This is a genomic window from Kitasatospora sp. NPDC001660 (genome assembly GCF_053596725.1).
In genome coordinates, this window is sequence record NZ_JBSFGU010000003.1 from 43,586 (window position 1) to 66,671 (window position 23,086).

A 23,086-nucleotide genomic window follows, 5' to 3' on the forward strand; every position below is an offset into this window, starting at 1 on the left:
TACTGCCGATTCCGGAGGAGCTGCCCTGAGCCGAGGAGACCTGTCGACGTGAGCAGCAGGCCGATCCGAGGCGCTGCTCGCCTCGCCGCCATACTCGACGCCCTGCCCGACGCGTTGCTGCTGGTGAACAGCAACGGCACCGTCGTCGATGCCAATGCCGCAGCCGTCCAGCTGCTGCAGGCACCGGGCACCTCGCTGGTCGGCATGGGCTTGCTGGGCCTGCTGCCCGAGTTCGACCCCAGCCGGATCCCCGGTTCGATGCGTCCGGCCGCCCGCGAGGACGACACCCTCGACCGCCCGGTCCGGATGACCGCCCACCGCACCGACGGCACCACCCTCCCGGTCGAGGTCTCCGGCAACGACTTCGCCGACGACGGCGCCGGCGAGGGCCGCGGCTACGCGCTCTCCCCGCTCGTCCCGTACGACCCGTACCGCGAGAGCTCCCGCTCACCGTCCGCGAGCGACCTCCTCCTGTTGCTGGTCCGGGACCTCTCCAGCCGGCTCGGGGTCGAGGCGGAGCTGCGCCGCCAGCACAAGCAGACCGAGATGATCCTGCGGGCCGCCGCCGAGGGCGTGCTCGGCGTGGACCTCGAAGGACGCTGCGTGCTGGTCAACCCGGCCGCCGCGCACATCCTGGAGTACCGCGCGAGCGAGCTGGGCGGGCGCGAGCTGCACCCGCTGATCCAGCACTCCCGGGCCGACGGCACCCCGTTGGCGCTGGAGGAGTCCGCGCTGATGGACACCCTGACCTCCGGGCGCAAGCACCGGGTGCGCGGCACCGTGCTGTGGCGCAAGGACGGCCGCCCGGTCACCGTCGACCTCACCACCGCCCCGGTCCGGGACGGCGACCAGTTGGTCGGCGCGGTGATGACCTTCACCGACCGCAGCCGCGAACTCGCCCTGATCGCCCGCAACGAGCACCTCACCGCCGTCCTGGAGAGCGAGCTCGGCGGCGCGCTGACCGCGCTGAACCAGCGTCTGGACACGCTCGCCGCCGACCCGGCCGGGCAGCTGTGGCCGGAGGCCAACTGGACGCTGCGCCGCCTCGCCGACGAGTGCCGCCGCTTCGGCCGGCTGATCGACGGCGTGCTCGCCCACCAGCGCTCCGAGGCCGGTGAGGGCGCACCGTCGGACGGCAGGGGCGGGGCCGAGGGCAAGGGCGGCCAGGGCGAGCGGAAGGCCGCCCAGCAGCGGGTGCCGGTCGCGCTGGACAAGGTCGTGCGGCGGGCCGTCGAGGACGCCGGGGAGTTGGTCGGCGCGGGCCGGGTGCGCTTCTCGGTGCACGCCGCCGGCGTCGAGGTGATCGCCGACGAACGGCGCCTCGCGCAGGCGATCGCCCACCTGGTCGCCGACGTCAGCGGCGTCGGCCTCTCGCTGGACGCCCCGACCACGCCCTCCCCTGGACTGAACACGGGACTGAGCAACGGCGGAGGGGCGGCACTGCCCCCGTCCGCCGACGAGCCCCCGCTGGTCGTCCTCGCGGCGGCCCAGCGCGGCGACGTCGCCCGGGTCGAGATCCGCGGCCCCGGGCGCGGCGGCAGCCCCGTCCACCTGCCGATAGCCCGCGCAGTGGTCGAGCGCCACGGTGGTGTGCTCCAGCCGCACGAGCTGCCCGGCAAGGCCGGCACCACGTACGTCGTCGAGCTGCCGCTGGACCCGGCCGCCGCGAAGGCCGCCGCGGAGCGCGCCGCCGCCGAGGGCCGCTCCGACCGGCCCAAGGAGGGCGACAGCGCCGTCCTGCCCGACCTGCCCGACCTGCCGGGCATCCCGCAGCTGCCCGCCGCCCGCCGCTCCGAGGACGAGCGCCCTGCCGAGCCCGCCGCAGACGCCGAGGCGGACCGCGCGCCCGCCGAGGAGCCGGCCCCCGAGCGGCGCGGGCGTCGCGGCCGGCCCGCCGCCGAGACCCCGGCCCCCGACTCCCCCGAGACTCCGGCCGACCAGTGGCCGAACGCCCCCGCGCGGATCGAGCGGGCCGTCCCCGAGCAGTGGAACGGCACCGGCAACGACCCCGCGTACGGGCGCCAGGGCCTGCCCGGCCCGGACGGCGCGCAGCGCGACCCGTGGGGCAAGGACGACGGCCGCTCCGGCCCGGCCTACGCCGTCCCGGTCGACGGCGAGGGCCCGCAGGAGCGCCCCGCCGCGCGCGGCCCGCTCGCCCTCGGCCCGGGCACCGGCGACGCCCCGAGCACCGGGACACCCGCGGACGGCACCCCCACCGGCGAGACCAGGCCCCGGCGCCGCCGCGCCCGGGAGGCTTCCGAGGACTCCTCCTCGGGCGCCCTCGCCCTGCCCGGCGTGCCCGAAACCCCCGTCTACCCCGGCCTGGAGCACGCCCTCCCGGCCGGTCCGGCGCCCGCCCTGCCCGAGCCGGCCGCCGCGCCGACCGGCCGCCGCCGGCGCCTGGCCGTCCCGCCCGGCCCCGGCCCGGAGACGCCCGCGGCACCCGTGCCCTCCACTGCGCTGGAGCCCGCCCGCCCCGCACTGCCCGCCGCCGAGAACCCCGGGGACGCCGCTCCCAGACCTGTCGGCACCGGCCTCGGCGAGCTCGCCCCGCCGCGTCCGCTCGGCCCCCCGCCGATGCCGGCCGTCGCGCCGCAGCCGCCCGTACCGGCCGAGGCCCGCACCGCCCCGCGCCCGGTGGCCGAGCTGCCCGCCGCCGGCAGCGTGAACCTGGAGAAGCCCGCGGGCGAGGACCCCGGCACGCGCCGACTGCTGGTCTGGCCCGAGCCCGACCCGGCCACCAGGCAGGCCCTCCAGGAGCGCGGCTACCACCCGGTGATCGTCCGCTCCCGCGAGGAGGTGGACGCGCAGGTCGCCGGCTTCCCCGCCGCGCTCTTCGTCGACCCGCTGACCGGCCCGATCACCCGCACCGCCCTGCAGTCGCTGCGCACCGCGGCGCTCAACAGCCGGATCCCGGTGCTCGTCACCGCCGGCCTCGGGCAGGCCACCCGGGACGCCGCGTACGGCGCCGATCCGGCTGTGCTCCTGCGCGCCCTCGCGCCGCGCGACGGCGAGCACCACGCCCCGCGCGTCCTGCTGGTCGAGAGCGACCCGGACATCGCCTCCGCCATGATCAACAGCCTGGAGCGGCGAGGCATGCACGTCGAGCACGCGGTGGACGAGAACGACGCCGTCGCCCGGGCCAGCAGCGTGCAGCCGAACCTGGTGGTGATGGACCTGCTCCAGATCCGCCGCCGCCGGGTCGGCCTGCTGGACTGGCTGCGCGCCAACGACCGGCTGCACCGGACCCCGCTGGTGGTCTACACCTCGGTGGACCTCGACCCGCGCGAGCTGCCCCGGCTGCGCACCGGCGAGACGGTGCTGTTCCTCGCCGAGCGCTCGACCAGCGCGGACGTCCAGTCCCGGATCGTCGACCTGCTCGGGCGGATCGGCGCGATGGGCGAGGCGGGCGTCGCCGCCGCCGGCTGACGGCCGACCGGTACGCGAAAGGGCCGGTCACCCCGTTCGGACGGGGTGGCCGGCCCTCGCCGCGCCGCCGGTCACCCCTTGCCGAGCACCGTGACGTCCAGCTCGTTTGCCGCGTAGCTGGCCCGGATCACCTTCTTGTCGAACTTGCCGACCGAGGTCTTCGGCACCGACTCGACGATCGACCAGCGCTCCGGCAGCTGCCAGGAGGCGACCCGCTCGGCCAGGAAGGCCCGGAGCTCGCCCAGCCCGGCCATGGCGCCCGGGCGCAGCACGACGGTGGCCAGGGGGCGCTCGCCCCACTTCTCGTCCGGGACGGCGACCACGGCGGCCTCGGCCACCTCGGGGTGGGCCATCAGCTGGTTCTCCAGGTCGACCGAGGAGATCCACTCGCCGCCGGACTTGATCACGTCCTTGGCGCGGTCGGTGAGGGTCAGGTAGCCGTCGGCGGTGATGGTGCCGACGTCGCCGGTGCGCAGCCAGCCGTCCTCGGAGAACTTGTCGTCCGGGCGGAGCGGGTCCTGCCCGTCGCCGCCGTAGTACGCGCCCGCGATCCACGGACCGCGCACCTCCAACTCGCCCGCGGCGACACCGTCGTGCGGCATCCGCTCGCCGCCCGGGCCGATCAGCCGGGCCTCGACGGAGGCCGGGAAGATGCCCTGGGTGATCCGGTAGGGCCACGCCTCCTCCGGGGTGAGGCCGCCGGGCGGCTGGGCGAAGGAGCCGAGCGGCGAGGTCTCGGTCATGCCCCAGGCGTGTATGACGCGGATGCCGTGGCGCTCCTCGAAGCCCTTCATCAGCGACGGCGGGCAGGCACTGCCGCCGATGACCACCATGCGCAGGCTGGAGGTGTCGTAGTCGCCGGCGTCGAGCTCGTCCAGCAGGCCGCTCCAGATGGTGGGGACGGCGGCACTGACGGTGGGCCGGACGGCGGCGATCATCTCGGCCATCGGCTTGGGCTGGAGGAAACGATCCGGCATGAGCAGGTTGGCGCCGGACATGTAGGCGGCGTGCGGGATGCCCCACGCGTTGACGTGGAACATCGGGACGACCGGCAGCGCGGTGTCGCGCGGGGTGAAGGCGAAGTTGTCGCCGGTGTTCACCTGGAGGCAGTGCAGGTAGACCGAGCGGTGGCTGTAGAGCACGCCCTTCGGGTCGCCGGTGGTGCCGGAGGTGTAGCAGAGCACGGCGGCCTGCCGCTCGTCGATCTCGGTGCTCCACGGGTACGCGGTGGGCCGGTCGGCGATCAGGTCCTCGTACTCGTGGACGGTGCCCGCGAAGCCGGCCAGCACCGAGCGGTCGCCGGGACCGCTCACCACGATGTGCCTGAGCGTGGGGTCGAGGTCCGGCAGGACGGCGGCGAGCAACGGCAGCACGGTGCCGTTGACGATGATCACGCGGTCGGCGGCGTGGTTGACGATGAACGACAGCTGCTGGGCGGGCAGGCGCAGGTTCAGCGTGTGCAGCACCGCCCCCATGGCGGGGACGGCGAGGTAGGCCTCCAGGTGCTCCGCGTTGTTCCACATCAACGTGCCGACGCGGTCGTCGCCGGTGACCCCCAGCTCGTCGCGCAGCGCGTAGGCGAGCTGGGCGGCCCGCGCCCCGACCTCGGCGTACGTCCGGACGACCGGACCGGTGCCGTCCCAGGTGGTGACGGTGGACCGGGCGTGGATCGTGGACCCGTGCTCCAGGATCCTCGCGACGGTGAGCGGTACGTCCTGCATCGTGCTGAACACGGGGCCTCCTTGACCTGGCGGCACTGGCGGGTGCGCCTGCGGCACCTACCGGACGGTAATGGACGCGGGCGTGCCCGATTGTGCCGTTCCGTCCGGCCGCTGTCAGCATCCCGGCCCCGTTGCACGGATCACGCGCGGGGAACGGGCGCGCACCGGGCGCGCGGGACCCGGACCGCTCGGAGACCTGCCGGGACTGCCTCGGCCGGGGCCGGCTGCCGTTCGGCGGCCGGGGCCACGGGGGCCTCGGGGGCCTCGGGGCGGGGGCCTCGGGAGCTTCTGGGGCCTAAGCCGCCGTGGGGCCGTCGACGTAGTCGCGGTCGATGCTGAGGGTCGCGCCGCCGTACGTCTCCTTGACATTGCCGTTGTACTGGTGGACGCGCTGGTGGTAGACCCACAGGTCGCCGCCGAGCGGGGCGGGCGCGGCGGTGTCGGCGTGACCGTCCCAGCGGCCGTACCAGACGGCGTCCGGAAGCGGGGAGCTGCCGGCCCAGGCCGCGGCGGCCAGGTCGGCGATGCCGGACTCGAGACTGGAGTAGAAGCCGGAGCGGAAGCCGGCGTCGTGCAGCCCCTGCGTCCAGCCGAGGGCGAAGTTGACCACGGTCTGGCCGCAGCCGGGGTCGCTCATCGGGTAGGCCTCGATGTCCAGGTAGACCGGGCTGCCCTTGTCGAACCCGAGCGTCTGCAGCCCGCGCACCGCCTCGGCGGCCTCGGACCGGCCCTGCTCGACCGCCTGCCCCGGGTCGATCCGCATCGGTTTGGCGTTGAGCGCGCTGCACGGCGCCTGGAGCCCGACGTGCACCGGCAGGAACCGCCAGCCCATCGCCCGCGCCTGGCTGACCCAATCGGCGGTCAGCCGGGTCTGCGCGCAGGCGCGCTGGGAGCCGCTGGTGTAGATGCCGAGCGCACCGTACGCGGAATGGTCCCACCACTCCTGCATGACGCTCAGCGACGGCGCGGTGCAGGCGTCGAAGGCGGGGCCGCTGTAGCCGTCCCGGGCCTCGGGCGGGCCCTCGCGGTCGGGCAGCCTGAGCGCCCGGATGCGGGGAACGGCGACGGCGGCCGGGGCGGTGGCCCCGGCGCTCACGGCCGTCCCGTCGATGGCCAGCAGGAACACGAGGGCGGCGGCGACGATGGCCGTGGGGCGGAGATAGCGCATGCCAGCCTTGATACTGACGGACCATCGGATGAACGTGGCAACCACGCCGCCGCCCCCGCACGGTCCCACCCTTTCGGGGCACCCCGTCCGCATCCGTCCCGATTTTCGTAACGAGCTTGCTGGTACTGCACTCCTTACGGCAAACTCGTCAGCATGCCCACCTCCAACCCCAGCGAAACCGTCGCCCCGACGCCGGCCACCGCGGCCGTCGCCGAGGCCCTTGCCATGCCGCCCGCCCCCAAGGGCGAGCCCGCCGGCGAACGCGGCAGCTGGCGACGAGGCGAGGCGCCCGGCCCCGCGGCACCACCCGACCTCCGGCTCGACCGGCCCACCGGCCGGTTCCCCAAGTTCCTGCGGCGCCCGGAGAGAATCCCGGCGCCGCTTCTGTGTCTGGCCGCGATGTTCCTGGTGCAGACCGGGATCGCGCTCTCCAAGCCGCTCTTCGGCCCGCTCGGGGTCAGCGGCACCACGTTCCTGCGGCTGGGCTTCGCGGCGGTCATCCTCCTCGCCGCCACCCGGCCGAAGCTGCGCGACAAGCGTCCGCGCGACCTCGCCGCGGCGGCCCTGCTCGGAACGGCCTCGGCCGGGATGACCTTCCTGTTCGCCGGGGCGGTCGACCGGCTGCCGATGGGCACCGCGGCGACCATCGAGTTCCTCGGCCCGCTCGCCGTCGCCCTGGTCTTCGCCCGCCGGGCGAGCCACCTGCTGTGGGCGCTGCTCGCGGCGGCCGGGGTGGCGCTGCTGACCCTGCTCGGCGAGGGCGACGGCGGCGGTTCGCTGGACCCGGTCGGCCTGCTCTTCGCGTTCGGGGCGGCCGCCTGCTACGCGGTGTACATCCTGTTCACGGACAAGGTCGGCGCCACGTTCCAGGGCTTCCAGGGCCTCGCGGTGTCGATGACGGTCGGCGCGCTCACGCTCGCGCCGTTCGGGCTCGGCGGGGCCTGGCACGGGCTGACCTCGCCCGGCGCCTCGCCGGTGGTGCTGCTCGCCTCGGTGGCCGGGGTGTCGCTGCTGCTGCCGGTGATCCCGTACGCGCTGGAGATGACCGCGCTGCGGCGGATGCCGCAGCGGGTGTTCAGCGTTCTGGTCAGCCTGGAGCCGGCGGTCAGCGCGCTGGTCGGCCTGGTGGTGCTGGGCCAGCTGCTGGGCGCGCCGCAGCTGGCCGGGATCGGCTGCGTGGTGGCGGCCAGCGTCGGCGCGACGCTGACCGGGCGGCGGTGAGCCTCCAGGACACGTCCGGCTAGGGCCAGAGCAGGGTGCGCGACCACTCGGGGGTGCGGACCGGGCCGGTACGGGTGTAGCGGAGCCGGATGTGGCGGCGCTCGGCGTCGCCCTGCCAGTACTCGACCTCGTGCGCCCAGAGCGTGTAGACGGCGTGGCCGGCGGCGACGGCGTCCGGGGTGGCCTCCAGCCGGCGGCGGGCGACCGCGACGGCCTCGTCGTACTCCTCCAGCGAGGCCAGCGGCTCGCTCTGGCGCCCGACCAGCGCGCCCACCCGGGCGGCCGGGGAGCGGGTGGCGAACTCGGCGGCGGCGACCAGGTCGGCGGCCCGCTCGACGGTGCCGCGGACCCGGACCTGGCGGCCCAGCTGCGGCCAGTAGACGGTCAGCGCGGCGGCCGGGTGGTCGGCGAGCTGACGGCCCTTCGGACTGTCGGCCGCGGCCGAGAACACCCAGCCGGTGCCGCTCGCGTCGACGTCGCGCAGCACGAGCACCCGGGCGTCCGGCAGGCCGTCGGCGTCGACCGTGGAGAGGGTGACCACCTGCGGGTCGAGCACGCCGGCGGCGAGGGCGGTGGCGAGCCAGTCCACGAACAGCGGGCCGGGCTCGGCGGGGGCGGCCTCGGCGTCGAAGGTCGGCAGCGGCCGGGCCATCGGCGGGCGGCCGAGCAGCAGCTCCGGCACGGACCTCGGCCCGGGCCGGTGCTCGTCCCGCGACTCGGGCCTCGGATCCGGGCCGGGTGCAGGCCTGGCCTCGCCCGGGCCGGTCAGGCCCTCCTCCTCCGCTGCCATCGCGTCCTTCCTTCCGGTCGCCGCGTCCGCCGCCACGGCCGACCGGGCCTTCCTGGACCCGGGCGCGCGCGGTGTGCTGTCGGGCGCAACCGTACCGCCGCCGTCGGACGACTCCGGGCGCGGGCCCTGGCTGTACGCACCCGGACGGATGACGGTGGCGACCTGCGCCGGCGCGGCGACGGGCCCGGGGCCCGGACGCACGCGTGGGCGGTGCCGGTGACGGCACCGCCCACGCGGCCGGTTCGCGGCGACCCTTTCCGCTGGCCGGTCATGCGCTTGTTGATCCATCTCGACTGTTTCGAGCCCCGCCGCGGGTGTTCAGCTCGCCCGCGGCCACCCACCTCCGGCGCCCCCGCCGGCGGTGGAGTGCGCCCGGATCAGCGGAAGATCGGCGCGAAGACGACGTCGACGCCGGCGTTGGAGTCGGCGTTGGAGCCGGCACCCGCCGCCGCGCCGTTGTCGGCCGCCGCGGCGCCGGCACCGGCGAGCAGCAGGCCGACCACCAGCGGGGCGGCGACCAGGAAGCCGGCCGCCCGGCGGGTGTGGATGCGAGCCATGAAAGCCTCCAAGGAACTGTGAATCGTGCAATGTGTGCGGGAGTTCGCCGACCAGGCGAACACCTCGGGCTGCGGCGCCGAGGGACAGACTTCCGCAACAAATCGACAAAGCGCCACCCCGTGGAGCAGTTTTCGCCCGTTAGCGTGATATCCAGCAAGGCTCCGCATAACCGCCCACCAGCCGGAGAGCGCACCGAAACACCCGCACTGAGCTGGGAGTTCACCCGCGCAGCCGCCCGGCACGGCACCGCACGAAGCGGCGCGATAGGGCGTACGGAAAAATCGCCGCACCACCCCCGGCGCACAGAAATGGGAACGCGCCGCCAAAAGGTTCGACAACCCACCCATGTCGACATTCGGCGTCTTTTTAAGACCATCATTCAGAAATGATACTGAGGCCGTCGGAACATCAGACCATCTTGCCCGGATTGAGGATTCCCAGCGGGTCGAAGACCGCCTTCAGGTGCCGCTGGAGGTCCAGCGCCACCGGCCCCAGCTCACGCGCCAGCCAGTCCCGTTTGAGCAGCCCGACGCCGTGCTCACCGGTGATCGTGCCACCCAGCTCCAGCCCGAGCGCCATGATGTCGTCGAAGGAGCGCTGCGCCCGGGCCGCCTCCTCCTCGTCCGAGGCATCGAAGATGACGATCGGATGGGTGTTGCCGTCCCCCGCGTGGCTCACCACGCCGATGGTCAGCGCGTGCCGCTCGGCGATCGCCGCGACACCGTTCAGCATCTCGGCCAGCCGCGAGCGCGGCACCGCCACGTCGTCGATCATCGTGGTCCCCAGCCGGTCCAGGGCCGGCAGCGCCAGCCGCCGGGCCGCCAGCAGCAGCTCCGACTCCGCCTCGTCCTCGGCCGGCACGACCTCGGTCGCCCCCGCCGCCCGGCACAGCCCGGCCACCCTGGCCAGCTCGGCGGCCCGGTCCGGCCCGTCGAAGGCCACCAACAGGAGCGCCTGGGTGGACTCCGGCAGCCCCATTCGCCCCAGCTCGTTGACGGCCCGCACACTGACCGCGTCCATCAGCTCCATCAGCGACGGGGTCAGACCGCCCGCCATCACCTCGCAGACCGCGGCCCCTGCGGCGTCCGCGCTCGGGAACTCCGCCGCCAGCGCCAACTGCGGCGGCGGGGCCGGCCGCAGCGCCAGCACCGCCCGGACCACCACGCCCAGCGTGCCCTCCGAGCCGACCAGCAGCCGGGTCAGGTCGTACCCGGCCACGCCCTTGGCCGTCCGGCGCCCGGTGGACAGCAGGCGCCCGTCCGCGAGCACCACGTCCAGCCCGAGCACGTACTCGCTGGTGACCCCGTACTTGACGCAGCACAGCCCGCCCGCGCCGGTGCCGATGTTGCCGCCGATCGTGCAGGACTCCCAGCTGGACGGGTCCGGCGGGTAGGCCAGGCCCAACTCGGCCACGGCGCGCGAGAGTTCGGCGTTGACCACGCCGGGTTCGACGACCGCGATCCGGTTCACCGGGTCGATCTCCAGGATGCGGTTCAGCTTCACCAGGGAGAGCAGGACGCACCCGTCGACGGCGTTGGCCGCCCCGGAGAGCCCGGTCCGCGCGCCCTGCGGCACCACCGGGGCGCGCAGGTCGGTGGCGGTCCGCAGGACGTGCTGCACCTGCTCGACGGTCTCCGGGAAGACGACCGCGGCGGGCGTCCCGGCGGCGCAGAACCCGGCCATGTCGTGGCGGTAGGCATCCAGGACGTCCACGTCCACCACGACCGCCCCGGGCGGGAGCCCCTGCGCCAGCCGATCCGTCAGATCACCCATCGCCGCCTCCGCTCACCGTCCGCAGCCGTCCCCCGCACTCTGCCCGGCACGCGGAGACCCGGCAAGTGGGCCCCGACCGACGGACGGTGGGGTACGGCTCCGCCGGAGGGCGGGTGGGGGTTGGAGGGGGCGGGGACGGAACCAGGGCGAGTGGCCCCGGCGGGCGAACCCGGCGGGGCCGTGTCGGGGCTACTGCGGTTCGACGGGTTCCTGGAGTTCGGTCACCCAGTGGGCCGGGTCGTCCGGGCACTCCAGGTAGAGCTCGCGGGCGTAGCCGGTGGAACGGTAGCCATTGGCCTCGATGAAGTGGGCCAGCTCCTGGAAGCTGCCCACCGCGTCCTCCATCGAGCCGCGGTGGACGACCGTCGCCGCGTGGTCGAGCGCGGGCAGGTCGACGACGTCGAAGTCGTGCTCCCCCGCCCGCACGCCCGGCCCGACCGGGACCGCGGCGCGGACCAGCACGGCGCCGCCGCCCTCCGGGGCCTCCTCGTAGCAGGCGACGGCCGGGCCGGTCTCGGCCACCCCCGCCGCCGCCAGCCGGCGGCACAGCTCCGCGAACAGCGGGCCGATCACCGGTCCGATGTCCTCCGGCTGGTAGCTCGCCGCCACCGCGCTCAGTTCGGCCACCCGGACGGATGGCACCGGCTTCACCACGACATCGTGCGTGGACATGGTCCCCTCGCTCTCGATCGTCCGGAGCCTCGCCTGCACCCGGGCCAGTCGCCGCGTGTCCGCCGCGATCGCCTCGGCGAGCTCGGCGCGCCGCAGCCGCAGCATCCCGCGCAGCTCGGTCGCGTCCACCTCCTCGTCCAGGACGGCCCGCACCTGCTGGAGCGTGAAGCCCAGCTCCTTGAGCGCGATCGCCCGGTTGAGCCGGGCGAGTTGGGCCGCCTCGTAGAAGCGGTAGCCGCTGACCGGGTCCACCCGGGCGGGGCGCAGCAGTCCGATCGCGTCGTAGTGGCGCAGCATCCGCACCGACACCCGGCCGTACTTGGCGAAGTCTCCGATGGTCAACATGGTGCTTCCAGTGCACGGCCTTCCACGGTGTCAGGGTCAAGCGCCGCTGTCCGGGAAACGCGAAGGCGGGTGCCGAACGATCGTCGGCACCCGCCCTGAGCAGGTGTTTTCCCCTACCGGCGGAGAGCGTGGGATTCGAACCCACGGTGACGGGTCACGCCACGACAGTTTTCAAGACTGTTCCCTTAGGCCGCTCGGGCAGCTCTCCAGGCGGAGGTCAGCCTAACGGGTCCGGCGGGGTTCGGTGCACACGGTTTCGCGGCGGGGTCAGCTGGGGATGTCGCCTTCCCGCGAGCCGAGGGTGACCTTGGTGGTCATGGTCTGGCCGTTGCGCTGGTACTCGACGTCGACGGTCTCGCCGGGCTTGTGCGTCCAGATCCGGCTGACCAGCGCCGGGCCGTTCTCGATCGGGGCACCGTTGAGCTTGGTGATGACGTCGCCGGGCTTGAGGCCGGCCTTGTCGGCGGCGCCGCCGGGGGTGACGGCGGGCTGGCCCTGGCTGTCGCGGGTCTGGATCTGCGCGCCGTCACCCTTGTAGTCGTCGTTGCGCAGCACGTCGAGCTTGGCGTACACCGGCTTGCCGGTCTTGATCAGGGTGTCGGCGACCCACTTGGCCTGGTTGATCGGGATGGCGAAGCCCAGGCCGATGCTGCCCGCCCGCCCGTTGGCGGAGGCGTTGGACTGGATCGCCGAGTTGATGCCGACGACGGCACCGCTGGAGTCCAACAGCGGACCGCCGGAGTTGCCGGGGTTGATCGAGGCGTCGGTCTGCAGGGCGTTCATGTACGAGGCCTGGCCGCCGGTCTCGTCGCCGGAGGCGACCGGGCGGTCCTTGGCGCTGATGATGCCGCTGGTGACGGTGGACTCCAGGCCGTACGGCGCGCCGATCGCGATGGTGGCGTCGCCGACGTTGACCTTGTCGGAGTCGGCCAGCGTGAGCGGGGCCAGCTTCTCCTTCGGCGGGTTGTCGATCTTGACGACGGCCACGTCGTAGCCCTCGGCGCGGCCGAGCACGGAGGCGTTGTAGGAGGAGCCGTCGGCGAACTTGACGGTCAGTTTGCCTCCGCCGCCGGTGACGGCGGGCGCGACCACGTGGTTGTTGGTGAGGATGTGGCCCTCGGTGTCGAAGACGAAGCCGGTGCCGGTGCCCGACTCGCTGCTGTTCTGCGCCTTGATGGTGACGACGCTCGGCAGCGCCTTCTGCGCGATGGCGGCGATCGAACCGGGGGCGGGCTCGTTCTTCTGGGTGTTGCTCGCCTGGATGGTGGTGCTGCGGTGGTCGTCCGCGGTGGCGACGGAGTTGCTGCCGCCCGAGACGGCCACGCCGACCGCGCCGCCGGCGATGCCCGCGACGAGCGCCACGGCGGCGATCAGGGCGACCAGGCCGCCGCGCTTCTTCCGGGGACCGCCGGGGCCGGCCGAGCCGCCGGGGTAGTCCGCCGGGTAGCCGAGCGGACCACCGGGGGCACCGGGGCCGCCCGGGTAGCCGGGCATGCCGTGGGCGGCGGTGGTGTCGTGCGCCGCGCCCCAGCCGCCGAGCGGGTGGCCCGCGCCGAACGGGTGCTGGGGGCCGGTGGCGGCGTACGGGTCGTGCGCACCGGCGGCGGGAACGCCGTGGGTCGGGGTCGCGTACGGGTTGGCGCCCGGCGGCAGGGCCTGGGCGGCCTCGCCGACGGGGGCGGCCGGGGCGACGGGGGCGGCCGGGGCCGGCGGCAGGACCGGCGGCGGAGCGTCGATGTAGCCGGTCTCGGCGACGGGCGCCTCGACGGGTGCGGCGGGCGCCTCAACAGGTGCGGCGGGCGCGGCCGGGGCGGCCTCCGGTGCGGGGACCTTGGTGAACGCCATGGTGGGCTTGTGCCCGCCCTCGACCGGGGCGGCCACCGCGGGGGCCTCGGCGGCCGGAGCCGTCGGCTCGGGCACCCGGCTGAACGCCATGGTCGGCTTGTGCCCGCCATCGGCCGCCGCCGCGTCCGCGGCGGCCTCGGGCTCGGCGGCGGGAGCGGCCGCGGCGGCCTCGGGCTCGGGAACCCTGCCGAAGGCCATGGTCGGCTTGTGCCCGTCCGCAGCCGGGGCTGCGGACACGGCCGCCTCGCTGCCCGAGGGCTGCTCCCCCTGCGGCCCGGCGGGCCCAACCTCGCGCTCGGTGCTCACGGACGACCTCCATAGCTGACAGAACCAAGGACCATAGTTTTTCGCACTGCCGATTCGATTGCCGTAAGGACCCCTCTGAAGAACTCATAAGAATCCTTAGGCGGGACCGACGGATCCGCTCGACGGCACCTTCCCGGCGGAAGCTCCCCCACCCCCGCCGGACGTCCCGCGATGCGGACCGCACACCCCCTGGCCTTGGGCGTTCGCCCCGGTGCCGGTTAGCCTGTCGCTCCAAACTGACACGCGGGAGCTTGGACCTTCCAGGCTGAGAGTGCGCTGGTCGACCGTACGCCACGGGATCGTGGGCGGACCGTCGAGGGGGCGCTGACCGCCGGAACCTGTCCGGGTAATGCCGGCGTAGGGAGTATCGGCCATGCCGCCTGCTTCGCCATCCTCTTCTTCGGGCGCGCCCTCGTCCAAGGGTTTCTCCGAATCGTCCACGACCGTTCACACCGCGACCGCGGTGCCGGACCGTCCGGAGAAGGCCGAGGCACCGCTCGTCCTCGACACCGAGCCGCCGCGCACGCTGCGCCTGCGCGACCACTTCGCGCTGTGGATGAACCTCGGCGTCAGCCTGATCGGCTTCTCCACCGCCGCCACCGTGCTCGGCGCCCCGGGCAGCGAACTGTCCCTGGCCGCCGCCGGCACCGCGATCGTGGCCGGCACCGCGGTCGGCACCGCGATGCTCGGCGTGGCCGCGCTGATCGGCGCCCGTACCGGCGCGCCGGCGATGGCGAGCCTGCGCGGGCTGTTCGGCACCCGGCTGTCGTACGTCCCGACGGTGCTGAACATCGTCCAGTGCGTCGGCTGGGGCGTGTTCGAGCTGCTGACGATCGCGGCGGGCGCGCAGACCGTCGCCCACACCGACGGCTACCGGTGGCTGTTCGTCCTCCTCGCGGGCGGGCTGACCACCGCGCTGACCATCTGGCCGCTCGGCTCGATCCGGGTGCTGCGCCGCTTCGTGGCCGGCGCCGTCGCCGTCGCGATGGTGTACCTGACGGTCCAGCTGGGCCGGCACGGCGTGCCCGACCCGGGCGCGGGCAACTGGCACGGCTTCCTGGGCGCCACCGACGCGATGATCGCGGTGTCGATCTCCTTCGTCCCGCTCGCCGCCGACTACACCCGGCACTCGCGCACCCCGCGCTCGGCGTTCTGGGGCAGCTTCTCCGGCTACACCGTCGCGCAGGTGTGGTGCTACGCGCTGGGCCTGATGGCACTGCTGCAGTCGGACGGCGACCCGAACAAGATCTTCGACTCCTTCCTCGGCGTCTGGGCGGGCTGGCTGTTCCTGCTGGTGCTGGTGCTGCGCGAGACGGACCAGTCCTTCGCCAACGTGTACTCGACCGCGATGTCGGTGCAGAACCTGCTGCCGCGGGCGGACCGCCGGGTGCTGTCCGGCGCGATCGGCCTGCTGACCACCGTGCTGGCGCTGCGGATCGACAAGTTCACCGACACCTACACCAACTTCCTCGGCCTGATCGGCTCGGTCTTCGTGCCACTGCTGGCCGTGCTGGCGGTGGACTACTTCTTCGGCGCCGGCCGGGGCGGCTGGAACCTCTCCGACGACGCGCCCTCGCGCTGGCTGATGCTGCTGCCGTGGGTACTCGGCTTCGCCGTCTACCAGTTCATCGCACCGACCCCGGTGGCCGGCTGGTGGACCGACTTCTGGACCTCCGCCCAGGAGGCGCTGCACTTCACCCCGCAGGAGTGGACGTCGGCCTCGCTGTTCGCCTTCGCGGTGCCGGCGCTGGTCACCTGGGCGCTCACTCCGCTGAGCCGGCGCGCCGCGCAGCACTGACGGACCGGAGGCGAAGCCGGCCCCGCAGGTTGGGACCGGCTTCGCCTCGGCGTTACCCGCGCCGCCTATCGTTGGCGGTGTGACCAGCCCAGATCTGTCTCCGGTGGCCCCGCGCACCGCCCCGCCCGTCCAGGTAGTCGCCCACCGCGGCTCCTCGGACGCCCTTCCCGAGCACACCCTCGCGGCCTACCGGCGCGCCCTCGACGAGGGCGCGGACGCCGTCGAGTGCGACGTCCGGGTGACCGCCGACGGCGAGCTGGTCTGCGTGCACGACCGCCGCATCGGCCGGGTCTCGAACGGCCGGGGCACCGTCTCGGCGATGACGCTCGCCGAGCTGGAGGCGTACGACTTCGGCGCCTGGAAGACCGGCCGGCCCAGCACCGACCCCGAACTGCGCGGCGTGCTGCGGCTGGAGCGCCTGCTGGAGCTGGTCGTGGACTGCGGACGCCCGGTGGACCTGGCGATCGAGACCAAGCACCCGGTGCGCTTCCGCGGCCGGGTCGAGGCCGAGCTGCTGCGGATGCTCGAACGGTTCAAGATTTCCGGCACGCGCGAGGGCGACCGCCCGTCCGCCCGGATCATGAGCTTCTCCTCGATCGCGCTGAACCGGGTGGCCGCGGCCGCGCCGGAACACCAGCGCGTGTTCCTGATCGAGCGGATGCTGCCGCTGCTCGGGCAGCTGCGCGAAGGCAGGCCGCTGCCCGGTGGGGCGCGGATCGCCGGGCCCGGCATCGAGCTGGTGCGGGCCAAGCCGCAACTGGTGCCGCGGCTGCGCGAGCTGGGCCACGAGGTGCACGTGTGGACGGTCGACGAGCCGGCCGACGTGGACCTGTGCCTGGAGCTCGGGGTGTCGGCGATCATCACCAACAAGCCCGCGCAGGTGCTGGCGCAGCTCGGCCGGTGAGGCGGGGGCGGCCGGGGTGACGGTCCCGGGGTGACGGTCCCGGCGGCCCCCGGACGTCCTGTCGGAACCTGATCGCTCCGGTCGGCACTCAAACCTTCCGCGCACGTTCATTGTCGGAAATCATTCGATCGTGCGACAGAGGGTGAGCGGGGAATGACCTCCCGCCCACCCTCCGTCGCACCGCTCGAAATGGGCTCGCGGGATCGTCGCGCACTCGTTTCCGACGCATTACCAAGGGGCATCCATCCCTCGGCATACGCTGAAGGAGGTCCGGGGGTGGCGTTGATGGTGGCGCGTGAAGTGCCGACTTCATCGACCATGGCAGTGCCGCACGGCCCAGCGAGTGTCGGGGTCGCACGGCGCCGACTGCGTCGAGATCTGGGTGATCGGCAGATACCGGAACCGGTCATTGATGATGCCGTACTGATCCTTTCCGAACTGTTGAGCAATGCGTGCCGGTATGCCCGGCCGCTCGGCCCGCTGCCGGCGCTCGGGCGCGGCGCCCGGGCCGAGGTCGTGGACCAGGTGCTGGTCGGCGTCCCCTCCGGGCCGCACGCCGGTGCGCCCGCCGGCCGGGACGCCGAGCAGTCCGGTGATGACGACGGCGGGGTGCTCGTCCGCTGGCAGATGCACGCGGACGGCGTGCTCACGCTGGAGGTCACCGACGGCGGCGCGCCGACCAGGCCCCAGCCCGCCAGCCCCTCGCTGACCTCGCGCGGCGGCCGCGGCCTGGGCATCGTCGACCAGCTCGCGAGCGACTGGGGCGTGCGCGACGCGCCCGGCGAGGTGACGGTCTGGGCCGCGCTGCCCGCCCGCGCGCGGCACGCCCGGCGCACCGGCGGTGACGCCCGCAGCGCTTAGGGCCCGTCGTCCAGGTGTCCGCCCCGGCGCGTTCCCGTGCGCCGGGGGAACGTCAGTAGGCTTCCCGGAGCAAAGGACCACCGTCCCCCGGGAGAGCCGCACCATGGGCAAGAAGGCCGCCAAGAAGGCGCCGCAGCGCCAGTCCACCACCGCCGTCACGGGTGAGGTCCCCGTGGTCGGGGCCCGCGAGAACTGCCCGTGCGGCTCGGGCCGCCGGTACAAGGCCTGCCACGGCCGGGAGGCCTCGCACGCGGTGCAGGAGCTGGTGCACCGCCCGTTCGAGGGCCTGCCGGGCGAGGCCGACTGGGTCGCGCTGCGCGAGCTGGTGCCCGCCGCCACCGTGCCGCTGACGCTGGCCGCCGGGGTCGCCGAGACCGCCACCGGCGAGGTCCCGTCGGTGACCCTGGCCACCGTGCTGCCGCTCGCCTGGCCGGCCCTGCGCCGCCAGGACGGCTCGGTCCTGCTCGGTCTGCAGACCCAGTCCTCCTCGGGCGACCTGAGCCGCGACCTCGCCGACGCCCTGGAGCTGGCCCTGACCGTCGAGCCGGGCAACCCCGTCCCGGCCCGCCGGACCGTCCCGGGCGGGCGCCGCCTGCAGGAACTGCTGGACGTCACGGCGGCGTTCACGCCCACCGTGCACACCGGCTTCGAGTTCTGGCTGGAGAACGCCGAGACCGCCACCGGCGAGGTCGCCGCCTCGCTGGAGCGCGCCAACGCCTCCGCCATCCCGACCGAGAAGCTCGCCGGCGTCGACTCCGCGTACTGGTGCGGCACCCCGGACAAGAACCACCTGCGCTGGGTGATGACCGTCCCCGAGGAGCAGCTCCTGGACGCGCTGGCCCGGCTGAACGCCGCCGGCGAGGCCTCGCTCGGCCCGGACACCCGCCTGGTCGGCTCCTTCCGCGCGCACGGCCTGACCGTCCCGGTGTGGGACCTGCCGCTCGCCATGTCGGCGGCCGACTGCGAGAAGCCCGCCGCCGAGTTCGCCGAGCGGCTCGCCGCCGTCCTCGCGGACGCGACGCCGCTCACGGCCGACGAGCGGCGCGCCCGCGCGAACCTGGTGAACCGTCAGGTCACTTTGAACTAAAGCACGCAGGAGCAGGGTGATACGCGTCACATTGTCGCCGTGAAGCGCAATTTCCGGGCGTGGAGGGCGTCTTGGAAATTGGCGCGGACGCAGATCCTTGTTACTGTCTAAAGAGTCCGGTCGCTGGTGCATCCCCCGTCGCCAGCGGCCGGATCTTCTGCTTTTCCGGCCGGCCCGCCGAGCGGGCCCGCCGATCAGTACGCCGAGCGCCCGCTGTCCAGCCGGACCGCCGCCTCCACCAACTCCCCCAGCAGCGGCCCGACCTGCGGCAGCCACACCCCGCCGTCGGCCGCCCGGCGCGGCGCCAGCACCCAGCGCACCGGGCCCGCCCCGGCACCGGGCGGCAGCGGCAGGAAGCCGCCCGGCCCGTGGTAGTGCAACGAGCCGGGAACCCAAGGGAGTTGGGCGAGCATCTCGCCGAGCGCGTCCAGCGAGTACGGCGCCACCAGCAGCGCGTAGCGGCCCGGCATCGCCAACACCGGCCCCAGCGGCAGCCGCAGCGCACCCAGGTACGCGAGCGCCCGGGCCCCGGCCAGGGCCGGCAGGCTCACCGCCGAGACCACCCGCCCGGTCGCCGCCAGCACCGGCGCGTCCGGGCTCTGCCGCTCCCACCACCAGCGCACCATCCGGGCGTCCGTGGTGGCCGCCAGCAGCGACGGGTCGTGCGGGTGCGCGCCCGGTACCGGGCAGTCCGGGTCGCCGCACGAGCAGCGCCCGCCGCACAGCACCGCGCCCGGCACCACCGGCCAGCGGTGGTCGACGGCCGCCTCCAGGGCCGCGGTCAGTCGGGCGGACCGGGCCGCGGACCGGCCCCTCGGATTCTCACGCATGGCGCTCGTTCCTTTCCCTGACCGCTCGGTTCGCTCCGGGGCCGCCGACCGCTTCCGGGGCCGCGTCCGCCGGGGCCACCGTACGGGCCGCGGCGGCGCGGACCGGGGGCACGCGGCGGGCGGGCGGTACGGCGGACGGCGCGGCGCGGACGTGGAGCACGGTGTGGAGCACGACATGAGAAGGGCCACGCACGGGAACAGCCCTCGGAACGAGAATCGCGTATGCGCCCGGATGGACGCCGCCCGGGCACGCTTGGTTCCACCGTACGAGTGAGTGACATCCGGCCAGCACGGCATCCTGGCGGCGAAAGCATACGATCCGGACGGCCGCCGGGTCCGTCCTCACGGTTCTGCCCGCTCCCGGGCCGCTCCATGCCTCCCGGCCGGAACGGCGCGCGTACGAACCGGGCGCGCCCGCCGTCCGGGTCGCAGAGGACGCGGAACCGGCCACCGGCTCGTCCTGGATCTGGACATGCCCCAAATGGCCTGTGTAGAAGTGGTGCCATTGCTGTCGATCAATGACGAGTAGTAGCGATTCGAGGCGAAACACGCCCTTTGGCCGTGATCGCTCCACATCGGCCGTACCTGGGGGTTCCGCATGACACGTAGCACCGCGTCAGGAGTGCCGACATGACCGAGACCCACCCGTCGTCGACGCCCAGTTCACCCGCAGCGCCGGTCGAGCCCGGCTTCACCGGCGGGCTCTCCGTCCTCGACCCGCTCATCGGCCCGCCGGGCCTGCCCTGCCCCGCCGAGGCCCAGGACGGTGCGGCGCAGGCCCGTACGGCGCCCTCCACCGGGGTGCAGGACCGTTTGGCCGGACACCTGTCCGATTTCACCAGCCTGCACGAGCACACCGAACGGCTCGCCCGGGCCCGCGGCCTCGACGCCACCCTGGCCGCCGTCCTCGCCTCCGGCGCCGACCTGCTCGGCGCCCGCCGCGGCGTCCTGGTCACCCGGCAGCCCGGCGGCGGCCCCGGCCAGCCCGTCGGCCTCGGCCTCGACCGCGCCAGCCTCGGCGCCCTGGAGACCGTCCCGTTCGACCAGAGCCTGCTCTCCCGCCTGCTGCGCGACCAGGACCGGCCCGAGCGGCTGCAGTCCCCCGACCTCGCCGAGGACCCGGCCACCGGCGCCCGGCTGCGCGAACTCGCCACCCACCTCGGCCTCGGCGGCTGCTACGGCCTGCCGCTCGCCACCGAGGAGGACGGCCCGCTCGCCGCCGCCGTCTGGTTCTACGACCAGCCCGGCGAACCCACCGACCGCCAGCGCGAACTCGCGCACCGCTACTGCCGGTTCGCCGCCCCGCTGATCGCCAAGCAGCTGGAGGCCGACAAGGTCCGCCGCACCACCGAGGCGCTGCGCCGCGGCCTGCTGCCCGACCGGCTCCCCCAGCCCGCCGGGCTGCGGCTGGCCGCACGGCTCGTCCCCGCCGCCCTCGACCGCTCCCACGGCAGCGACTGGTACGACGCCATCCCGCTGCCCGACGGCACTGTCGGCCTCACCGTCGGCTCCGTCTCCGGCGACGGCCCCGGCGCGGGCCCCGGCTCCGCACCCGGCGCGGCCGCCGCCATGGGCCGCGTACGGGCCGCGCTGCGGGCGTACGCGGTGCTGGAGGGCGAGGACCCGGTCTCCGTCCTCGGCGACCTCGAACTGCTCCTCAAGACCACCGAGCCCACCCGCACCGCCACCGCCGTCTACGCCTGGATCGAGCCCGCCGAACGCCGGATCACCCTGGCCGGCGCCGGGCACTGCCCGCCGGTCCTGGTCAACCGGTACGGCGCCGAGTTCGTCGAGACCTCGCTCTCCGCGCCGCTCGGCATGCTCTCCTGCTGGGAGGCCCCCGGCGTCGAGTTCACCGCCGAGCGCGGCGACACCCTGCTGCTCTACACCGAGGGCCTGGCCCGCCGCTGCGGCCCCACCCTGCACGCAGGACAGGCCAACCTGCGCCGGGCCGCCGCCGACGCCCCGCGCGACGTGCGGATCGACCCCGACCGGCTCTGCGCCCACCTGCTCGCCGTCTGCCCCGGCCGCGAGGGCGCCACCACCACCGACGACCTGATGCTGCTGGGCGCCCGCTTCGAGTAGTCCTTCCGGCCCCGAACGAGTGGGCGACCGGGCGTCCGTACCATGGGACGCACGGCCGCCCACGTGTGTCGCGATCCGACATCCCCCACGGGCGGGCGCACCACCCCAAGGAGGCGTTGTACGTGACCGAGGACCGCACCCCGGCGGTGGCCGAGAACCCCGAGGCCACCGGCGGCGAGGAGCCGAAGCAGTTCAAGGGCCGCAAGAACGGCCTGTACTCCGAGGTCTCGGACGAGCTGGCCGCCTCGATGAAGTCCGGCTGGGCCGACACCGGGCTGCACGGCCTGGCCCCCGTCGCCCAGGCCCCCTACGCCGCCGAGCGGCGCGCCAGGCTCTCGGCCGCGTACCCCGGCGAGCGCCTGGTGATCCCGGCCGGCAACCTGAAGGTCCGCGCCAACGACACCGACTACAACTTCCGCGCCGCCAGCGAGTACGTCCACCTCACCGGCGACCAGACCGAGGACGCCGTCCTCGTCGCCGAGCCGACCGGGGACGCCGGCCACGAGTTCGGCCTCTACCTGCTGCCCCGCTCCGACCGCGAGAACGGCGAGTTCTGGCTCGACGGCTACGGCGAGCTGTGGGTCGGCCGCCGGCACAGCCTCACCGAGCAGGAGCAGCTGCTCGGCCTGCCCGCCCGCGACGTCCGCAAGGCCGCCGACGAGCTCGCCGCGCGCGCCAAGGACTCCACCGCCCCCACCCGTCTGGTCCGCGGCTACGACGCCGGCCTGGAGGCCGCCCTCGGCGAGTTCCTCGACGCCGACAAGGACGCCGAGCTCAAGGAGTTCCTGAGCGGCCTGCGGCTGGTCAAGGACGCGTGGGAGATCGGCGAGCTGCGCGCCGCCTGCGACGCCACCGTCAAGGGCTTCACCGACGTCGTCCGCGAGCTCGGCCAGGCCGTCGCCACCTCCGAGCGCTGGATCGAGGGCACCTTCTGGCGCCGCGCCCGCGTCGAGGGCAACGACGTCGGCTACGGCACCATCGCCGCCGCCGGCCCGCACGCCACCACCCTGCACTGGGTCCGCAACGACGGCGACGTCCGCCCCGGCGAGCTGCTGCTGCTCGACGCCGGTGTGGAGACGCACACCCTCTACACCGCCGACGTCACCCGCACGCTGCCCATCGACGGGCGGTTCAACGACCTCCAGCGCAAGATCTACGAGGCCGTCTACGACGCCCAGGAGGCCGGCATCGCCGCGGTGAGGCCCGGCGCCCGCTTCCGCGACTTCCACGACGCCTCGCAGCGCGTGCTCGCCGAGCGCCTGCTCGCGTGGGGCCTGCTGGACAGCTCGGTCCACGACGTGGAGAAGGTCCTGGAGCTGGGCCTCCAGCGCCGCTGGACCCTGCACGGCACCGGCCACATGCTCGGCCTGGACGTCCACGACTGCGCCCACTCGCGCCGCGAGGAACACGTCGACGCCCTGCTGGTGCCCGGCATGGTCCTCACCGTCGAGCCGGGCCTGTACTTCCAGCAGGACGACCTGACGGTGCCCGAGGAGTACCGCGGCATCGGCGTCCGCATCGAGGACGACATCCTCGTCACCGCCGACGGCAACGAGAACCTCTCGGCCGGCCTGCCGCGTCGTGCGGAGGACGTCGAGGCCTGGATGGCCTCGCTCGCCTGATCCACGGGTCGAGAGGCGCCGTGGCCGGGGACGTCCCTGGCCACGGCTCCTCAACCACGGCTTGGCAGGCG

General features: G+C 74.4%; 16 protein-coding genes and 1 tRNA gene. 8 read left to right on the top strand and 9 right to left on the bottom strand.

Going from position 1 to position 23,086, the window contains the following annotated elements; genetic code table 11:
- Positions 1 to 48: 48 nt before the first annotated feature.
- Positions 49 to 3,429 (top strand): PAS domain-containing protein, encoded by a 3,381-nt coding sequence (locus ACWCXH_RS03840; protein WP_449799708.1) that lies wholly within the window; start codon positions 49 to 51, stop codon positions 3,427 to 3,429.
- A gap of 71 nt (positions 3,430 to 3,500) precedes the next feature.
- Here ACWCXH_RS03840 and ACWCXH_RS03845 read toward each other — a convergent pair whose 3' ends face one another.
- Together ACWCXH_RS03845 and ACWCXH_RS03850 are read right to left on the bottom strand one after the other, a co-directional pair.
- A complete protein-coding gene (locus ACWCXH_RS03845; RefSeq protein WP_449799709.1) occupies positions 3,501 to 5,162 on the bottom strand; it encodes a long-chain fatty acid--CoA ligase in 1,662 nt (553 codons plus the stop codon).
- Between the two features lie 283 nt (positions 5,163 to 5,445).
- Positions 5,446 to 6,318: a DUF1906 domain-containing protein gene (locus tag ACWCXH_RS03850; RefSeq protein ID WP_449799710.1), complete on the bottom strand. Its 873-nt coding sequence runs from the start codon at positions 6,316 to 6,318 to the stop codon at positions 5,446 to 5,448.
- Positions 6,319 to 6,471: 153 nt separating this feature from the next.
- Between ACWCXH_RS03850 and ACWCXH_RS03855 the strand changes: the two genes are divergently transcribed.
- The gene (locus ACWCXH_RS03855; protein ID WP_449799711.1) at positions 6,472 to 7,539 is read left to right on the top strand and encodes an EamA family transporter; all 1,068 of its coding nucleotides are present in this window, start codon (positions 6,472 to 6,474) and stop codon (positions 7,537 to 7,539) included.
- A gap of 19 nt (positions 7,540 to 7,558) precedes the next feature.
- Here ACWCXH_RS03855 and ACWCXH_RS03860 read toward each other — a convergent pair whose 3' ends face one another.
- From ACWCXH_RS03860 to ACWCXH_RS03885, 6 genes are all read right to left on the bottom strand, one after another.
- Positions 7,559 to 8,329, bottom strand: a complete 771-nt coding sequence (locus ACWCXH_RS03860; protein WP_449799712.1) for a pyridoxine/pyridoxamine 5'-phosphate oxidase — start codon at positions 8,327 to 8,329, stop codon at positions 7,559 to 7,561.
- Between the two features lie 377 nt (positions 8,330 to 8,706).
- On the bottom strand, positions 8,707 to 8,886 hold the full coding sequence (locus ACWCXH_RS03865; RefSeq protein ID WP_449799713.1) for a hypothetical protein: 180 nt from the start codon (positions 8,884 to 8,886) through the stop codon (positions 8,707 to 8,709).
- Between the two features lie 409 nt (positions 8,887 to 9,295).
- A complete protein-coding gene (locus tag ACWCXH_RS03870; RefSeq protein ID WP_449799714.1) occupies positions 9,296 to 10,660 on the bottom strand; it encodes an FAD-binding oxidoreductase in 1,365 nt (454 codons plus the stop codon).
- Positions 10,661 to 10,849: 189 nt separating this feature from the next.
- On the bottom strand, positions 10,850 to 11,677 hold the full coding sequence (locus tag ACWCXH_RS03875) for a MerR family transcriptional regulator (protein ID WP_449799715.1): 828 nt from the start codon (positions 11,675 to 11,677) through the stop codon (positions 10,850 to 10,852).
- A 120-nt stretch (positions 11,678 to 11,797) separates the two neighbouring features.
- Positions 11,798 to 11,885: transfer RNA gene (locus tag ACWCXH_RS03880), tRNA-Ser, on the bottom strand.
- A 59-nt stretch (positions 11,886 to 11,944) separates the two neighbouring features.
- Positions 11,945 to 13,828 (bottom strand): S1C family serine protease, encoded by a 1,884-nt coding sequence (locus ACWCXH_RS03885; RefSeq protein ID WP_449799716.1) that lies wholly within the window; start codon positions 13,826 to 13,828, stop codon positions 11,945 to 11,947.
- Between the two features lie 463 nt (positions 13,829 to 14,291).
- On the opposite strand from ACWCXH_RS03885, the gene ACWCXH_RS03890 reads away from it, so the two are divergent.
- The 4 genes from ACWCXH_RS03890 (at position 14,292) to ACWCXH_RS03905 (ending at position 18,478) form a co-directional block, all read left to right on the top strand.
- Positions 14,292 to 15,626, top strand: coding sequence for a purine-cytosine permease family protein (locus ACWCXH_RS03890; RefSeq protein WP_449799717.1), 1,335 nt, complete (start codon positions 14,292 to 14,294; stop codon positions 15,624 to 15,626).
- A 79-nt stretch (positions 15,627 to 15,705) separates the two neighbouring features.
- Entirely contained in the window at positions 15,706 to 16,530 is an 825-nt protein-coding gene (locus tag ACWCXH_RS03895; RefSeq protein WP_449799718.1) for a glycerophosphodiester phosphodiesterase family protein, read from the top strand.
- 285 nt (positions 16,531 to 16,815) lie between these two features.
- Positions 16,816 to 17,391, top strand: coding sequence for an ATP-binding protein (locus ACWCXH_RS03900; protein WP_449799966.1), 576 nt, complete (start codon positions 16,816 to 16,818; stop codon positions 17,389 to 17,391).
- A gap of 103 nt (positions 17,392 to 17,494) precedes the next feature.
- Entirely contained in the window at positions 17,495 to 18,478 is a 984-nt protein-coding gene (locus ACWCXH_RS03905; RefSeq protein ID WP_449799719.1) for a DUF5926 family protein, read from the top strand.
- A 194-nt stretch (positions 18,479 to 18,672) separates the two neighbouring features.
- On the opposite strand, the gene ACWCXH_RS03910 is transcribed toward ACWCXH_RS03905, so the two are convergent.
- Positions 18,673 to 19,308, bottom strand: a complete 636-nt coding sequence (locus ACWCXH_RS03910) for a bifunctional DNA primase/polymerase (protein WP_449799720.1) — start codon at positions 19,306 to 19,308, stop codon at positions 18,673 to 18,675.
- 630 nt (positions 19,309 to 19,938) lie between these two features.
- On the opposite strand from ACWCXH_RS03910, the gene ACWCXH_RS03915 reads away from it, so the two are divergent.
- Together ACWCXH_RS03915 and ACWCXH_RS03920 are read left to right on the top strand one after the other, a co-directional pair.
- On the top strand, positions 19,939 to 21,393 hold the full coding sequence (locus ACWCXH_RS03915) for a PP2C family protein-serine/threonine phosphatase (protein ID WP_449799721.1): 1,455 nt from the start codon (positions 19,939 to 19,941) through the stop codon (positions 21,391 to 21,393).
- 122 nt (positions 21,394 to 21,515) lie between these two features.
- Positions 21,516 to 23,015, top strand: a complete 1,500-nt coding sequence (locus tag ACWCXH_RS03920) for an aminopeptidase P family protein (protein WP_449799722.1) — start codon at positions 21,516 to 21,518, stop codon at positions 23,013 to 23,015.
- Positions 23,016 to 23,086: the final 71 nt, after the last annotated feature.

Bases quoted from the DNA above. Each gene is read 5' to 3' on its own strand.
- ACWCXH_RS03875 (WP_449799715.1), bottom strand. From the start codon at position 11,677: ATGTTGACCATCGGAGACTTCGCCAAGTACGGCCGGGTGTCGGTGCGG.
- ACWCXH_RS03865 (WP_449799713.1), bottom strand. From the start codon at position 8,886: ATGGCTCGCATCCACACCCGCCGGGCGGCCGGCTTCCTGGTCGCCGCC.
- ACWCXH_RS03915 (WP_449799721.1), top strand. From the start codon at position 19,939: ATGACCGAGACCCACCCGTCGTCGACGCCCAGTTCACCCGCAGCGCCG.
- ACWCXH_RS03870 (WP_449799714.1), bottom strand. From the start codon at position 10,660: ATGGGTGATCTGACGGATCGGCTGGCGCAGGGGCTCCCGCCCGGGGCG.
- ACWCXH_RS03850 (WP_449799710.1), bottom strand. From the start codon at position 6,318: ATGCGCTATCTCCGCCCCACGGCCATCGTCGCCGCCGCCCTCGTGTTC.
- ACWCXH_RS03855 (WP_449799711.1), top strand. From the start codon at position 6,472: ATGCCCACCTCCAACCCCAGCGAAACCGTCGCCCCGACGCCGGCCACC.
- ACWCXH_RS03860 (WP_449799712.1), bottom strand. From the start codon at position 8,329: ATGGCAGCGGAGGAGGAGGGCCTGACCGGCCCGGGCGAGGCCAGGCCT.
- ACWCXH_RS03900 (WP_449799966.1), top strand. From the start codon at position 16,816: ATGGTGGCGCGTGAAGTGCCGACTTCATCGACCATGGCAGTGCCGCAC.
- ACWCXH_RS03905 (WP_449799719.1), top strand. From the start codon at position 17,495: ATGGGCAAGAAGGCCGCCAAGAAGGCGCCGCAGCGCCAGTCCACCACC.
- ACWCXH_RS03910 (WP_449799720.1), bottom strand. From the start codon at position 19,308: ATGCGTGAGAATCCGAGGGGCCGGTCCGCGGCCCGGTCCGCCCGACTG.